The following is a 14,992-nucleotide window of genomic DNA, read 5'->3' as shown; positions in this document are numbered from 1 at the left end:
GCGCCGGCTAGGAGTCAGGCCTGGCGTCGCGCCATTCCCGCTCGAAGGGCAACCGCCACGCATTGGGTGCGATCAGTTGATGGATGGCGTTGGGACCCCAGGTGCCCGGCTGGTACATCTTCGCCGGCGGGGGGTCGTCGAGCAGCTCCTGCGAACGCTCCCACAACGATTCGATGCCCTCCGCGGTGTTGAAGAGCGTGTGGTCACCCCGCATGGCGTCGAGGATGAGCCGTTCGTAGGCCTCCAGCACGTCCACGACGGTGTCGATCTCCTGCGAGGAGAACTGCATGGACAACTTGTCCAGCTTCATGCCGGGGCCCGGCCGCTTGCCGTAGAAGGACAGCGAAACCTTCGAGTTGTCGGCGAGGTCGAACGTCAGGTGGTCGGGACCCTGAGTCCCGACCCCCGAGCCGGGCGGAAACATCGTCCGGGGCGCCTCCCGGAATGCGATCGAGATGATGCGGATGCCCTCGGCCATCTTCTTGCCGGTACGCAGATAGATGGGCACGCCCGCCCAGCGCCAGTTGTCGATGCCGACCTTGAGGGCGATGAACGTCTCGGTGTCGGAATCCTTTGCCACGCCTTTCTCTTCGCGGTAGCCGTTGTATTGGCCGCGCACCACGTTGGAGGGTTTGACCGGCAGCATCGAGCGGAACACCTTGTTCTTTTCTTCGCTGATGGCAAAAGGTTCGAGCGCCGTGGGCGGCTCCATGACGACGAACGCCATCACCTGGAACAGGTGGGTCACGACCATGTCCTTGTAGGCGCCGGTCTCCTCGTAGAAGTTCGCCCGCTGATCCAGGCCGAGAGCCTCGGGGATGTCGATCTGGATATGGTCGATGAAGTTGCGATTCCAGATCGGCTCGAACAGTCCGTTGGCGAAGCGGAACGCCAGAATGTTCTGTGCTGCCTCCTTGCCGAGGAAGTGGTCGATACGGAAAATCTGGGATTCCTCGAACGTTTCGTGCACGAAGTCGTTGAGCGCCACCGCGCTGGCCAGGTCGGTTCCGAACGGCTTCTCCATCACCACCCGCGAGCGCTCGACGAGCTTGGCGTCGCTCAGCATGGTGATGACTTCGCGCGCGGCTTTGGGGGGCACCGACAGGTAATGCAGCCGCTTGACGTTGGAGCCCAGCTCGGCTTCGGCTTCGGCGACCGCCGCCGCCAGCGCTTCCGGTCCCTTCCCCTGCGGGACGTAGGTGATGATCTTCGCGAAATTGGCCCACTGTTCGGACGTGAGCTTGTGCCTGCCGAACGACTCGATGGCATCTTTGGCGATATCGCGGAAATCGTCATCACTGAGGTCTTCCAGCGACGTCGCGACGATCTGGATGTCGGGCGCAAGCTCGGACTGGTCCAGATAGGCCAAGCCGGGGATCAGCCTGCGTTTCGCCAGATCCCCGGTCGCACCGAACAGAACGATGACGTGGGGATCGAGCGGCTCGGTTTCGTGGCGGCGCGGACGCCTGTCGGCCGCCGGGTACGAGATGGTCTGCGGTTTCTTATCGGCCACCCCTGCGATACTTCCACCGCTGCGGCGTAATGTCGCGTCCGTCACTGCTAGCTCGGCCAACGCGGCCACTTCACCGCCATGTTGAGGATCACAAGACCCGGCCGGTTACCAGCCGGCGGATGGGGTACTGGAAAGCGACGGGCGCTGCCCGACCACAGTCGATGGAAAGTGATATGACGAAACCCGACAAAGATCTCCGGGGCCACTCTCAGGAGCTGGAAGACATCGTCGACCAGCTCGAGGAGAAGGTCGCCGACGACCGGGAGGCCGAAGGCGTTGCCGGCAAGCCCAGCGACCGGAAACGCGCCCCCACCCTCGGCTCGGGCGACGAACCGCCGGATTAGCCCCTAAGGGCCGGGCGGGGCGCCGCACCACGCCGTGAGCGCGTCGCCCAAGCCGTCACTCGTGCCAATTCCGACCCAGGCCACGTGCCCGTCCGGACGAATCAATACCGCGTCGGGAGCCGTTACCCTGCCGACTGCCGGAAGTTCCCAGTTACCTCCGTATTCCGCGTCGACCAGCTGGACCCTGTCCGCCCGGGAAGCCAGGTTGAATCGGCCCGCTTCGCCGAGGTTGAGCAGCACCGGTCGGGCCTGGTGTAGCAGCGTGAAAACCCGCAGCGGCCCCTCGGCGGTGACCAGGTCAAGGTCGGGCATGCGCCGTCCGAGCAGCGGGTGTGCGTCGCCCAGGTCGTAGCGGATGTCCAGGCCGGACATCATGGCGGCGAACCGTTGGCGAGGTTCTTCCATGGCGAGCAGGTCGCCAATCGTGTCGCGCAAGGCCTTGGTTCGGTCGTCGGGGCGAAGAAGCGCCATCTGCGCCATCGCGTTGCGCAGCACGCGCGCGGCGACCGGGTGCCGTTCGGTGTGATAGCTGTCGAGCAGGCTGCCGGGCGACGTGCCGTTGACCACTTGTCCCAGCTTCCACCCCAGATTGACCGCATCCTGCACGCCGGTGTTGAGCCCCTGGCCGCCCACCGGGTGGTGGACATGCGCGGCGTCCCCGGCCAGCAGGACGCGCCGGTCGCGATAGGTTGCGGCTTGCCGCGCCGTGTCGGTAAATCGGGAAAGCCAAGCGGGACTGTGTATCCCGTAGTCCGTTCCGTATACGGCGATCAGCGCCTCACTCAGGTCGCCTAACGTGGGTTCGCTGCTTGGCCCGAGACGCCGCTCGGTGACCATGACTCGCACCGGCCCGCCCTCCTCAAACGCGGAAAGGGAATGCACCCCGAGTGCATCGTGGCGGATGCCCCATACCGGCGAATCCCCTGTCCCGAAATCCATTTGGACCTCGCCGAGCAGGTAACTGGTTGTCGGCTCCCAGCCGGGGAAATCGATGCCGGCGGCTTTACGGACCACGCTGCGCCCGCCGTCGCAGCCGACGACGTATGCCCCTCGCAGGGATCGGCCATCGGACAACGCCACGTCGACACCCCTGCGGTCCTGGGCGATGCCAATCGCCTCATGTTCGCGATAGAACCGCACCTCCAACTCGTCCACCCAGTCGGCGAGTATGCGTTCGATCTCGTTCTGCCACAACGCGAGACCGTAGGGATGCCGGGTGGGAAAGTCGCTGATGTCGAGCCGAATCTGGGAGAACCCGGCGACCTGGGCAACCTCGCCCCGGGCAAGAAACCGATCGGCGATGCCCCGCTGATCGAGGACCTCGATGGTGCGCGCGTGCAGACCCCCGGCGCGCGCACCGATGAGGTCCTGGCCGGCGCGCCGCTCGACTATCGCCACATCGACCCCCGCCAACGCCAATTCACCGGCCAACATCAGGCCCGTCGGGCCTCCTCCGGCGATCAGCACCGCGTGGTCGACGTTCTCGTGTGATAACACTCCCAACCCCCTGATAAGAGCGAAAATCGGCTTCGGCCAGCGATTGTGCGGCATCACCCCGCCCTTGCCGCAAGCCCCCCGGTGCGCTATACGTTGAGAGTGGGAGGGCAATAATTCACGTACGGTCGCGTAGCGCGTCGATCGCTCGGTAGATCCGCTGCTCGCTAACCGGCCGCGGGGTGCCCAGCTGCTGGGCCCAAAGGCTCACCCGTAATTCCTCGATCTGCCACCCAAGTTCGCGGACGTCGGACGCCGCCTGCCGCGCTGGTGGCAGCGACTGTGTCAGATCGTCGTAGGCGCGCTGCACGGCGCGCACCCGCTGCATTCGCTCCCGGTCCCCGTCGATCCCGTGCGGCAGCCTCTCGAGGCGCCGGCGGATTGCGCTCAGGTAGCGGATGAGATCGCCCAGGTGGGCAGTTCCGGTGGCGGCGACGAACCCCGGCACCAACAGTCGATCCAGCTGAGCGCGAACGTCGGCGATCGCCTCGGACTGCGCGGGCGGCGGCCGGCCGGGCAGGGCGAGTTGCACGTCCTGCGCGGCGTCCAACACTTGCTCCACGCGGGCCACGATGTCGGCGGTCGCGGACACGAGCGCCTCGCCCACCCGCTCGCGTAGCGCGGCGAACTCGTCGTGGGTCCACACCGGCCCGGGCGCCAGCGCGCCCGTCGCGGCATCGGCGCAGTCCTCGAGCAGCGCGGTCAGCGAGCCGTCCGGGTTCGCGCCGAGCGCCAGGCGGGTTCGTGAGCTCAGTTGTCGCTCAACCGCTTTGACCGGCGACGCCACGCTCAGCCCGACCAATCGCCGCATTCCCGGCCCCAGCGCGTTGTCCCGCTCCGCCTGCGTCGCAAAGACCCGCAGGTCGACCGCGCTGCCCGCGTCGACGAAGCCCGGAAAGCCGCGCACGGCGCGGCCGTCGACCGTTCGCTCGACGACACGCGGCAGCGCGTCGAGGTCGTCGGGCCAGGTGCGCAGGCCCGTCCGTTCCAGCCCGCCGGCGACCGCCCCCGCCACGGCCTGACGAGCGGGCGCGGCCAGCCGTAGTTGCAACGCGTCGAGGTCCTTTCCGCGGGCGACCTCGGTACCGTCGGGGGACTCGACGGCGAAGGTCACCCGCAGATGCGCCGGTAACTTGTCGAGGTCGAATGCTTCGACGGGCACCAGAATGCCGGTGCGACGGCGCAATTCGCGCTGCAGCGCCTCCAGCAACGACTCCTCCGCCGCGTCGATCCCCGTCAGCACGGCTCGGGCGGTGTCGGGGGCGGGAACGAAGTTGCGGCGCAAGTCTTTTGGCAGTGAGCGGATGAGCGCGGTCACCAGCTCCTCGCGCATCGCCGGCACCTGCCAGGCGAACTCGTCACCGCCCAACCGCGCGAGCACGTCGATCGGCACGTGCACCGTGACGCCGTCGTCGGGGGCACCCGGCTCGAACCGGTAGGTCAGCGGCAGCGTGACGTCGCCCGAATGCCAGGCGGTCGGCCGCTCGGCGTCGGCGGTGTCGGCGGTGCGCAACAGATCGTCCCGAGTGAAGGTCAGCAACTCCGGTGTCTTGTGTCGCTGCTTCTTCCACCACCCGTCGAAGTGCCGCGCGGAGACGACTTGGGCCGGAATGCGGGCATCGTAGAGCGCGTAGACCTCGTCGTCACCGACGAGGAGGTCGCGGCGGCGGGCACGCTCCTCCAGCTCCTCGAGGTCGGCGCGCAGCCGCGCGTTGTCGCGAAAGAAGTGGTGGCGGGTCTGCCAGTCGCCCTCCACCAGCGCGTGCCGGATGAACAACTCCCGCGCCACCGTCGGCTCCACCCCGGCGTAACCGACGCGGCGGCGCGCAACCAGCGGCAGGCCGTAGAGCGTCGCCCGCTCGTAGGCCATCACCTCGCCGCGCCTGGCGTCCCAGTGCGGTTCGCTGTAGGTGCGCTGCACGAGGTCGCCCGCGATCCGCTCGACCGCCTCGGGCTGGATGCGCGCGGCGGTGCGCCCGTACAGGCGGCTGGTTTCGACCAGCTCGGCCACGACCACCCAGCGGGGTGGGCTTTTGGTGAGCGCTGAGCCCGGTGCGAGGACGAAGTGCGAGTTGCGCGCGCCTAGAAACTCACGGCCGTATTCGCGTCCGCCCTCGCGGCGCATGCCTACGTGCGACAGCAGCCCGGCCAACAGCGCCGCGTGCACCTGCTCCGGGTCGGCGGGCGCATCGGATGCGGCACCTTCAACGATGCCCAGGTCGCGCGCGATGCCACGGAGTTGCCCGACCAGGTCCTGCCACTCGCGGATGCGCAGGTAGTGCAGAAACTCATCTCGGCACATGCGGCGAAATCCGTTGCCCGTCAGGGTATTCCGCTGTTCGCTTAGGTAGCGCCAGAGGTTGAGGTAGGTAAGGAAGTCGGAGTTCTCGTCGGCGAAGCGAGCATGCTTCTGACGGGCGGCCTCCTCGCGGTCGGTGGGCCGCTCCCGCGGGTCGTGGATGGTCAGCGCCGCGGCCAGCACCAGCACCTCCCGCACGCATCCCTCGGTGTGAGCCCGCAGGATCATCCGGCCCAGGCGGGGGTCGACCGGCAGGCGGGCCAGGCGGCGGCCGAGGTCGGTGATGGTGCCCTGGGCGTCGAAAGCTCCCAACTCCTGCAGCAGCTGCACGCCGTCGCGGACACTGCGCCGGTCCGGCGGGTCGAGAAATGGAAAGTTCTCCACCTCGCCGAGCCGCAGCGCGGCCATCTGCAACAGCACCGCGGCGAGGTTGGTCCGCAAGATCTCGGGCTCGGTGTAGCGCGGACGGGCCGCGAAGTCCTCCTCGGAGTACAGGCGGATGCACACGCCGGCCGCGACCCGGCCGCAGCGGCCCGCCCGTTGGGCGGCGGAGGCCTGCGAGATCGGTTCGATCGGCAGCCGTTGAACCTTCAAGCGGCGGCTGTAGCGCGAGATACGGGCGTTGCCGGGGTCGACGACGTAGCGAATACCCGGCACCGTCAGCGACGTCTCGGCGACGTTGGTTGCCAGCACGACCCGGCGCCCGGTGTGGGGCGCGAACACCTTCTGCTGCTCAGCGGTCGGCAACCGGGCGTACAGCGGAAGCACCTCGGTGTTTCTCAATCCGCCCAAAGCCTCGGCGGTATCCCGGATTTCGCGTTCGCCCGAGAGGAACACCAGGACGTCCCCGGCTTGTTCGGCCTCGAGCTCAGCGATCGCGTCGACGATCGCCTCGACCTCGTCACGGGTCTCGGTGCGCACGATCTCGTGATCTGGGTCGTCGGGATCATCCTCCCGGCCGCTTGACACGGGGAGTTCCAGCGGCCGGTAGCGGATCTCTACCGGGTGCGTCCGCCCGGACACTTCGAGGATCGGCGCACCGCCGAAGTGGTCCGCGAACCGTTGCGGCTCGATGGTCGCCGAGGTGACGATCACCTTCAGGTCGGGGCGGCGCGGCAGCAGCTCGCGCAGGTAACCCAGTAGGAAGTCGATGTTCAGGCTGCGCTCGTGGGCCTCGTCGAGGATCAGTGTGTCGTAGCGCAGCAGCCGGCGGTCCCGCTGAATCTCGGCGAGCAGGATGCCGTCGGTCATCAGCTTCACCAGGGTGCGGTCGCTGACCTGATCGGTGAACCGGACCGTGAAGCCGACGGTCTCGCCGAGCGGGCCGCCCAATTCGTCGGCGATGCGTTGCGCGACCGTGCGGGCGGCCAGCCTCCGGGGCTGGGTGTGCCCGATGGTTCCGCGGACGCCCCGGCCGGCGTCGAGACAGATCTTGGGCAGTTGGGTGGTCTTGCCCGAACCAGTTTCACCGGCGACGACGACGACCTGGTTGTCCCGAATCGCGTCGGCGATCTCCCGCCGCTGCGCGCTGACCGGGAGATCGGGATAGCTGATGGCCGGCACCGCGGCTTGCCGCGCGGCGACGAGCGCTTCGGCCTGCGTGATCTGCTCGGCGAGCTGCCGCAGCTGGTCGGGTTTGGCTCCGCGCAGATTCTTCAGGCGCCTGCCGAGGCGTGCGGCGTCGCGGGTTGTCAGACCGTCGAGTCGGGTGCGCAGTTCCGCGACGGACAGTTCGGCCACTCGGGCCAGGGTAGGCGTGCCCGCTCGCGGACATCATCGGGTCGGGCGACGGTGATTCGCGCGCAATCGGCCCGGGTAATCCACGGCGGCGTCCGGAATATCCGAAGCCGGCAGCGTTTTCGCGTCTCGCGCAGGCGGCCGACTACACCAATCCCCTGTGGCGGATCTCGTTGATGCGGGGCGCCATCCCGATCGCCGTCGAGCTGCTCACCGTCGTGGCGTTGGTTTACGCGATCGGATGGCGAGGGCGCCGCTGGCGGGTGTTGTCGGTGCCGGCGGGGGCGGTTATGGGCGTCCTGTTCGGCGCGCTCATTCACTGGCATTACGAAACGCTCGGTCTGGCCAGCGAGCCGGCGCCGTGGCCGATGTGGCTGTGGGTCTCGCTCACGGGATTCTCCGTGGTGATCGCGGTAGTCGGCTGGCATGGCGCCGGCTGGTGGCGGCGCAACGCCGCTGTGTTCGCGGCGTCGTTTTGCCTGCTGAGCACGGGATTGACGATCAACGGCTGGCTGGGTTACTTCCCCACTGTCTACGCCGCCTGGGGCCAACTGACCAATGCGCCGTTGCCGGGCCAAGCCGACTGGGATGCCGTTGCGGCGATGCGGCACAAAGGCGTCAAGCCGTCACGCGGCGTGGTCGTCGCGGTGGACTCCGGCGACCAAGCGTCGGGTTTTCGCCACCGCGGCGAATGGGTCTACCTGCCACCGGCCTGGTTCAGCAGCACACCACCAGCGCGGCTGCCGGCGGTGCTCATGCTCGGCGGGGAATTCAACACACCGGCCGACTGGATTCGCGCCGGCGAGGCCGTCAGCACCCTCGACGCCTTTGCCGCGACGCACGCCGGCAACGCGCCCATCGCCGTCTTCGCCGACGCGACCGGCGGATTCGGCGTCGACACCGAGTGTGTGAACGGGTCGCGCGGCAACGCCGCCGACCACCTGACCGCCGATGTCGTTCCCGCGATCAATGCCCAATTCGCGGCGGCGAGGTGGGGCGTCGTCGGCTTCTCCTCCGGCGGTACCTGCGCGGTCGATTTGGCCGTCATGCATCCCGGCACGTTCGGCGCCTTCGTCGACGTCGGCGGTGACCTCGCGCCCAACGCGGGCACGCGATCCCAAACCGTCGACCGGTTGTTTGGCGGCGACTCGGAGGCCTGGTCGTCGTTCGACCCCAGCACGGTCATCGCGCGCCACGGCGCCTACTCCGATCTGTCCGGTCTGTTCGCGGTTCCGGGTGGGCATGGCGGCCGGTCGCAGGCGGTCGGTCAGGCCGCCGCGGAATCGCTCTGCGGTCTCGGTGCCGCCCATGGCATCGACTGCAGCATCGTCGAACTGCCCGGGAAGCACGACTGGCCCTCTGCCGCAACAGCATTCGCCGCAACGCTGCCCTGGCTTGCCGGACGGCTGCAAACCCCAGGTGTCACCGCGACCTGCCGTACTTAGGGGGTCGGGCCGTGGGCCGTTCGCCGAGCGTGGGGCCGATGGACGAATTCGAGTCAGTTTTCATCCGTAGGGCCCACACTCGGCGCCCTAGGGTGAACCCATGAGTCTCGTCACGTATGAGCTGGACGACCACGTCGCTACCATCACCCTCAACCGCCCCGAGGCTCGTAACGCCATCAACGGGCCTCTCCGTCAAGACTTGAACGCGGCGTGGGAGCGGTTCCGCGACGACCTGGACGCGTGGGTCGCGATCCTGACCGCCAACGGCAGCGTCTACTGCGCCGGCGGCGACCTCAAGGACGGCGAGGGCTCGGTGGGCACCTTCGGCGGCACCTTCTGGGAGAAGCCGACGATCAACTCCTTCGAGTCGGGGATGGAGCTGTTCAAGCCGACCATCGCCGCCGTGCACGGGCCCTGCATCGGCTATGGAGTGACCGGCGCGCTCTTCTGCGACTTCGTCATCGCCAGCACCGAGGCGACGTTCTGTTTTCCCGAGGTGTCGATCGGCGTGCCCACCATCGTCGGGGCCATCCGGCTACCCCAGCGGGTGGGCTGGGCCCACGCCATGGAACTGCTCCTGACCGGCAAGCCCATGAGCGCCGTGCGGGCCAAGGAAATCGGTCTGGTGTGGAAGCTCGTCGAGCCGGACGACTTGCAGGCCGAGGCCCGGGCCTGGGCCCGGACCCTGACCGAGGCCGCTCCCCTGGCCCAGCGGGCGACCAAGGAAGTGGCGTGGCGGACGGCGGACATGGGCTGGATCGAGGCCGTTCGCTTCGGGGAGACCATGCGCAAGGTGGCCGGGGCGACCGAGGACGTCGCCGAGGGCCTCCGGGCGTGGGCCGAGAAGCGCAAGCCCCAGTGGCGCGGCCGCTAGGAATGGGTGGGCGATTGCGTGCCGAGCTGGGCCGGGTCCGTGACGGCGGCGGGCCCGGCGCCGACTATGCCGAGATCGCGCTCGGGGACGGGCCGATCAGGCGGCGACTCGAATCGTCGATCCGCGCGCTGGCCGAGCACCGCGGCTCGCGGAGCAGCATCTGCCCGTCGGACGCGGCCCGGGCCGTGGGTGGCGAGAACTGGCGCGCGCTGATGCCCGAAGCACGCGACGTCGCGCGGCAGCTCGCCAGATCGGGCGACGTGGAGATCACGCAGCGCGGCTCCGCTGTCGATCCCGAGGGCGACTGGACCGGCCCCATTCGCATCCGGACTACCGCCGACTGAGAGCTTCCGTTGCGCCGCAATATGATTCGGCTGTATGCGTTCGCTTCCCCGACCCAGCGTCAACCGGCAGGACCGCCGCGGTCGATGATGTGACAGGATTTCGGCATGAGTGCACGCAGATTTGGTCGCATAGTTGGTGTGTCGGTGGCGACGACCTGGGCTGCGCTGAGCATCCCCGTCTGGGACTCGTCAGCCCTGCCCTCCGCTGCCGCCGACGCATGCTCCGACGTCTCGGTGGTGTTCGCCCGCGGCACTCATCAGGAGCCCGGTCTGGGCAACATCGGGCAGGCGTTCGTGGACTCGCTCACCTCGCAGCTCGGAGGCAAGTCCGTCGACGTCTACGCCGTCAACTACCCGGCCAACGACGACTACCACAACAGCGCCAACGCCGGATCCAATGACGCAAGCACACATATTCAAGACACGGTGGCCAGCTGCCCGAACTCGAGGATCGTCCTCGGCGGATACTCGCAGGGCTCGACGGTGATCGATCTGGCGACCAACGCGATGGCGCCCTCGGTCGCCGACCACGTCGCCGCGGTGGCCCTCTTCGGCGAGCCCAGCAGCGGATTCTCATCCATGTTGTGGGGCGGACAACCGCTACCGACGATCAACCCGGCGTACGGATCCAAGACCATCAGCCTGTGCGCCCCCGACGACCCGATCTGCTCCGGAGGCGGCAACATCATGGCGCACGTCTCCTATATCGACGCCGGAATGACCGCCCAGGCCGCGACGTTCGCGGCCAACAAGATCAACCAGGGGCCGGCGCCGCGCGTCTGAGGCGCGCGGCCGTCAGTCGTTCGCGCGTTCTTCTTGCCGCTGCCGCTTCTCGGCGGCCGCCAGTTGCGCGACGCGGTCCGCCTCGGAGCGCTTTTCGGCGGCGTCGCCCAGCTTGTCCTCGGCCTCGTCGATCTTCGCCGCCGCGGCCTTGGAGGCGGCCTTCTCGGCGGCCTGAGTCCTGGTCTCCACCTGGCGTTTGGCCGACTCGACCGTCCGCTTCTGCCTCTCCGCCGCCTCGTCGGCGCGCCGCTTCGCCGCGGCGCTCTGCTGCTGGGCCGATTGCGCGGCTTCGCGTTTGCGTTGCTCGGCGGCGTTGCGGGCCTCGGTGATCTCCTGCTGCGTGGCCGCCTGCGCTTCCTGCCGGTCCGCGATCGCCTCGTCGCGGGCGCCCTTCAGCTTCGCGTCGGCCTGCTCCTTCCTGGCTACGGCCTTCGCGTCCAGCTGCGCCGCGCGGCCCAGCGCGTCGCTGCGTTCAACGAGTGCCGTCCCCCGCTCGACCAGCTTCGGATCATCGAGCACATTGCCGACCGTGGTGTCCAGCATGCCGAGCGAGCGCTCGAACAGCAGCCGCGCGGGCGCTTCGGTCGGGATTCGGGTGACAACCCGATCCTCGATGACCTGCAATGGGAAACGGGCCAGCTGGTAGTGGAACCGCAGAACGGCGAACGGGACTTCGGATATTCTCATCAACTTCTCCTGTGTGTGACCCGCCGTCAGGGCAGGTCGGCTTCGTCGGTGACGTTCTGGGCTTGACGTCGCAGGCGGTCGGCCTCCGACGCCTCGTTGTGCGCCACCTGGACCGAGGTCTGGTGCTCGGCGACGGCGTCGATGATGTCCTCCGACGCTTCACGGATCTCGGCGCGCTCTTCGGCTTTCGCTCGCTGCGCTTCACGCTGCGCGTCCAGCTCGGCCTGGGTCTTCTCGGCGGTCGCCCGCTGCCGCGCGGCCTCCTCGGCGGCCCGTTTCTGAGCCGCCTCCTGGGCTTCGATCGATTCTTCGGCGGCGACGGCTTGCGCGTTCGCCGCGACCCGCTGTTGGGCGCCCTGGACCCTGGCTTCGGCCGCGGCGTCCTGCGCCTGCTTGGCCTGCGCCTCGGCGACGGCCTCCATCGCGTTCGCTTCCTTGCGCTCGTGCGCCTGGGTCTGCTCGAGTTGCCCCTCGGCGGTCAGCGATTCGTTGCCGGTAACAGCCCCGAACACCTCTTTGGCTTTGCCTTTCACCGAATCGATCAGGCCCCGCCGGGCCTCGTCGGCTTTGTTCTGCTCGCTCATCGAAAATCTCCTTGCGGCGGTTAGCCAAGAATTGCGTTCGCTCGTGTACGCCCAGTGATTCCACCGATGAGGGCGATCAAACCCGCATGTGACCTGCGTCACCCACGCGTCGGACCGGATCGATGTACCGGGGGTGAATCAATTCGCCAGCGCTGCAGAGTAATTCGCGTGCAATGCGGTCGTCGAGGATGGGCGACTGTCATCGTGACACCGGCGCGGCCGCGCCATCGGCTACCGTCGACCGTATGTCCAAAGCCTCCGGCAACGACCTCATCGACGACGTCACCCCTGGCGACATCATCGCCGTCGACCGTGGCTCGGGCGAACAGCCCTACAAGGTGGTGTTCAAAGACTCCACCGACACCGGTTACACCGTCACCTTCCAGGACGACGACGGGGAGACCTTCCAGCTCGACCTGCCCGCCGGCACCACGGTGAGCAGGTCGCTGGAGTCGAAGTGGGAATCCGCACAAAGCCCCACTCCGCACGCGGAATCCTAGACACCGGCTTCCAGCCGCCTGATGCCGCTCATTTGCCGGGCGGACGCTGGCTGATCGGGCCGTAATCGCAGCACCCCGTTTGGGCGCGTTCTGGGCGGGAATGCAACGGCGCAATGGCGTGCGCGGGTGGCGAAGCGACCCGGGACGGACGCCGGCGCGAGCGAGACACCGAAAGCCCAGGAAAGGACGGGCGTCAGCGATGACAGCACAACCCCCTAATCCCGACCCGGTGCAAACGCCCGGGCTCGAGGCCGGTGGCGGCGTCCCCCCGGGATCCACTCCCCCCGCGGCACCGCAGACGTCGGGCGTGGGCGAGCGCCAACCGCCGGCGACCGGGCGATTCACCCCCAGCTCCGTACTCACGGTGACCGCCGTTTGCGTCTTCGTCGTGGTCTTCCTCGCGGTAGCGGTGCTGCTCGTCATGAAAATGGTTGGGGCGACTTAGGATGACCGTCACCGCTGACGATGTCCGGCGGCTACTCGACTGCCAGGATGAGCACGCCGCGCTGGTCGCGATCGAGGGCCGCATCGACGTCGCCTCGCCGGCAGAGTTGGATGCACCGGATTACCGTGGCGCACTGCAGATCGCGACGCGCCGAGAGGTGCTGGACCGGGCCGGGGGCAGGCAGCTGTCGGAACGTGAGCTGGCCGAACAGGCCGAGGAGCTCGACACTGCGCTCCGCAACTTGGGTGCCTGATATCCCTGCGCTGCGACCGCTGCGCAGCGAATCTCCGTGATCTTTCGTAGCCGACAGCCGCGGCGAAGTAGTCTGCCCGCAAGGGGGCTGGTAGCCGACGGGCGGAAGGTCGGAGTATGCGGCTGGTCGTCGATCTCAACAAGTGTCAGGGCTACGCGCAGTGTGTCCCTCTGGCGCCCGACGTGCTGCGGCTTGTCGGCGAAGAAGCGTTAGCGTACGACCCCAACCCGGACGATTCCCAGCGTCTGCGCGTATTGCGCGCGGCGGCCTCCTGCCCGGTGCAGGCGATCATCCTCGAAGTGGATCCGCCCGCCGACCGGGACACCCCGTGAGCACCGCTTCCCTCGTCGGCCAGCTCGTCGAATCGTTCAAGTCCGACGGCCGAATCGTCATCGTCGGCGCCTCACTGGCCGGCCTGCGCGCCGCGGAAACGCTGCGGCACAAAGGGTTTCGCGGCTCGCTCACCATCGTCGGTGATGAGCCGCACGAGCCCTACGATCGGCCGCCCCTGTCCAAGCAGGTATTGAAGGGTTGGGTGCCCGCCGACCACACGAAGCTGCCCCGCCTGCAACCCGTCGACGCGGACTGGCGACTGGGCGTCGCGGCGGTGGGATTGGACCGGTCCAACCGTCAAGTGTTGCTGGCCAACGGCGAGAGGCTCGACTACGACCGGCTGCTGATCGCCACCGGGACCAGGGCCCGCCCGTGGTTCAATTCGGATGAGGCCGCCCTGGCCGGGTTATTCACGGTGCGCACGTGTGACGATGCCGCGAGATTGGCCGCCGCGCTGAAGGACCGACCCCGCCGGGTCCTCATCGTCGGGTCCGGTTTCGTGGGTTCCGAGATCGCGTCGGTGTGCCGGGACCTCGGCCTGCCGGTGACCGTCGCCGAACGTGGCAAGGCTCCGCTGGTCGGCGCGCTCGGCGGCGTGATCGGCGATATCGCCGCACGGATGCAGATCGAGGCCGGCGTCGACCTGCGTACCGGTGTGGCGGTCGACGGCCTCGACGGCGACGCCGACGGCCGCGTCCGCGCCGCCCGCCTTTCGGATGGCACCGTGCTCGACGTCGATGTGGTGGTCGCCTCGCTGGGCTCGATCCGCAACGTGGAATGGCTGGACGGCGCTCAGCTGGCGAGTGGGTTCTGGGGAGTGGCGTGTGACGCCGGCTGCCGCGCCTTCGACATCAATGGCGTGGTGACCGACAACATCTTCGTCGCCGGCGACGTGGCCCGCGCCCCGCACGTCCTCTACGAATACCAGTTCATGTCCCAAGAGCATTGGGACAATGCCGCTTTCGGCGCCGAGGTGGCGGCCAACAATATGATCAGCCTCGAGCTGGGGCGTCGACCGCACCTGCCGCTGCCCTCTTTCTGGTCCGGCCAGTTCGGCGTGAACATCAAGAGCGTCGGGGTGTGTTCGTTCGGCGACGAGATCGTCTTCACCCAAGGTTCGATCACGGAACGCCGCTTCGCGGCCGCCTACGGCTACCGGGGCCGAATCGTGGGGGCGGTGACGTTCAACCATGGCAAGTGGTTGCCGTATTACGCCTCCCTCATCGAGCGGTCGGCGCCCTTCCCCCCCCCCCCCCCCGGATACGACCCTACGGTCATCTTAGAGCCGATGCCGGCCCGGTTCCCCGCTACCCGCGAACCCCCCGCCCTGCCCGACGTGGTGCTGACCGGACACGCC

General features: G+C 68.2%; 15 protein-coding genes. 10 read left to right on the top strand and 5 right to left on the bottom strand.

Annotated features, from left to right (window positions below; all coding sequences use genetic code 11):
- Positions 1 to 7: 7 nt before the first annotated feature.
- Complete coding sequence (gene zwf / locus A5756_RS05570) at positions 8 to 1,513, bottom strand: glucose-6-phosphate dehydrogenase (protein ID WP_066948583.1); 1,506 nt, start codon at positions 1,511 to 1,513, stop codon at positions 8 to 10.
- Positions 1,514 to 1,674: 161 nt separating this feature from the next.
- Between zwf and A5756_RS05565 the strand changes: the two genes are divergently transcribed.
- On the top strand, positions 1,675 to 1,857 hold the full coding sequence (locus A5756_RS05565; protein ID WP_066948580.1) for a hypothetical protein: 183 nt from the start codon (positions 1,675 to 1,677) through the stop codon (positions 1,855 to 1,857).
- Between the two features lie 3 nt (positions 1,858 to 1,860).
- Here A5756_RS05565 and A5756_RS05560 read toward each other — a convergent pair whose 3' ends face one another.
- Entirely contained in the window at positions 1,861 to 3,354 is a 1,494-nt protein-coding gene (locus tag A5756_RS05560; RefSeq protein WP_255360741.1) for an FAD-dependent monooxygenase, read from the bottom strand.
- Positions 3,355 to 3,469: 115 nt separating this feature from the next.
- A complete protein-coding gene (gene hrpA, locus A5756_RS05555; RefSeq protein WP_066948577.1) occupies positions 3,470 to 7,390 on the bottom strand; it encodes an ATP-dependent RNA helicase HrpA in 3,921 nt (1,306 codons plus the stop codon).
- 173 nt (positions 7,391 to 7,563) lie between these two features.
- Here hrpA and A5756_RS05550 point away from each other — a divergent pair, with 173 nt between their 5' ends.
- The 4 genes from A5756_RS05550 to A5756_RS05535 all read left to right on the top strand — a co-directional run bounded on the left by A5756_RS05550 (position 7,564) and on the right by A5756_RS05535 (position 10,833).
- On the top strand, positions 7,564 to 8,832 hold the full coding sequence (locus tag A5756_RS05550) for an alpha/beta hydrolase family protein (RefSeq protein ID WP_066948573.1): 1,269 nt from the start codon (positions 7,564 to 7,566) through the stop codon (positions 8,830 to 8,832).
- 100 nt (positions 8,833 to 8,932) lie between these two features.
- A complete protein-coding gene (locus A5756_RS05545) occupies positions 8,933 to 9,706 on the top strand; it encodes an enoyl-CoA hydratase/isomerase family protein (protein WP_066948570.1) in 774 nt (257 codons plus the stop codon).
- Between the two features lie 14 nt (positions 9,707 to 9,720).
- Entirely contained in the window at positions 9,721 to 10,050 is a 330-nt protein-coding gene (locus tag A5756_RS05540) for a DUF3253 domain-containing protein (protein ID WP_231989090.1), read from the top strand.
- 105 nt (positions 10,051 to 10,155) lie between these two features.
- Positions 10,156 to 10,833, top strand: a complete 678-nt coding sequence (locus tag A5756_RS05535) for a cutinase family protein (protein WP_066948567.1) — start codon at positions 10,156 to 10,158, stop codon at positions 10,831 to 10,833.
- 12 nt (positions 10,834 to 10,845) lie between these two features.
- Here A5756_RS05535 and A5756_RS05530 read toward each other — a convergent pair whose 3' ends face one another.
- Positions 10,846 to 11,520, bottom strand: coding sequence for an IF2 family translation initiation factor (locus tag A5756_RS05530; RefSeq protein WP_066948564.1), 675 nt, complete (start codon positions 11,518 to 11,520; stop codon positions 10,846 to 10,848).
- 26 nt (positions 11,521 to 11,546) lie between these two features.
- The gene (locus A5756_RS05525) at positions 11,547 to 12,104 is read right to left on the bottom strand and encodes a CsbD family protein (RefSeq protein ID WP_066948561.1); all 558 of its coding nucleotides are present in this window, start codon (positions 12,102 to 12,104) and stop codon (positions 11,547 to 11,549) included.
- A gap of 245 nt (positions 12,105 to 12,349) precedes the next feature.
- On the opposite strand from A5756_RS05525, the gene A5756_RS05520 reads away from it, so the two are divergent.
- The 5 genes from A5756_RS05520 to A5756_RS05500 all read left to right on the top strand — a co-directional run.
- On the top strand, positions 12,350 to 12,604 hold the full coding sequence (locus tag A5756_RS05520; protein WP_066948558.1) for a hypothetical protein: 255 nt from the start codon (positions 12,350 to 12,352) through the stop codon (positions 12,602 to 12,604).
- Between the two features lie 199 nt (positions 12,605 to 12,803).
- Positions 12,804 to 13,049 (top strand): DUF6480 family protein, encoded by a 246-nt coding sequence (locus tag A5756_RS05515; protein ID WP_082948147.1) that lies wholly within the window; start codon positions 12,804 to 12,806, stop codon positions 13,047 to 13,049.
- A 1-nt stretch (position 13,050) separates the two neighbouring features.
- Complete coding sequence (locus A5756_RS05510; protein ID WP_066948550.1) at positions 13,051 to 13,302, top strand: hypothetical protein; 252 nt, start codon at positions 13,051 to 13,053, stop codon at positions 13,300 to 13,302.
- A gap of 116 nt (positions 13,303 to 13,418) precedes the next feature.
- Entirely contained in the window at positions 13,419 to 13,634 is a 216-nt protein-coding gene (locus A5756_RS05505) for a ferredoxin (protein WP_066948546.1), read from the top strand.
- The coding region (locus A5756_RS05500; protein ID WP_066948542.1) for an NAD(P)/FAD-dependent oxidoreductase at positions 13,631 to 14,992 on the top strand (1,362 nt) is incomplete at its 3' end. The genes A5756_RS05505 and A5756_RS05500, both read left to right, overlap by 4 nt.

The organism is Mycobacterium sp. 852002-53434_SCH5985345 (genome assembly GCF_001667155.1).
Taxonomy (GTDB): Bacteria; Actinomycetota; Actinomycetes; order Mycobacteriales; family Mycobacteriaceae; genus Mycobacterium.
Note: the sequence above shows the minus strand (reverse complement) of the source record. Positions and strands in the feature narration are given on the sequence as shown.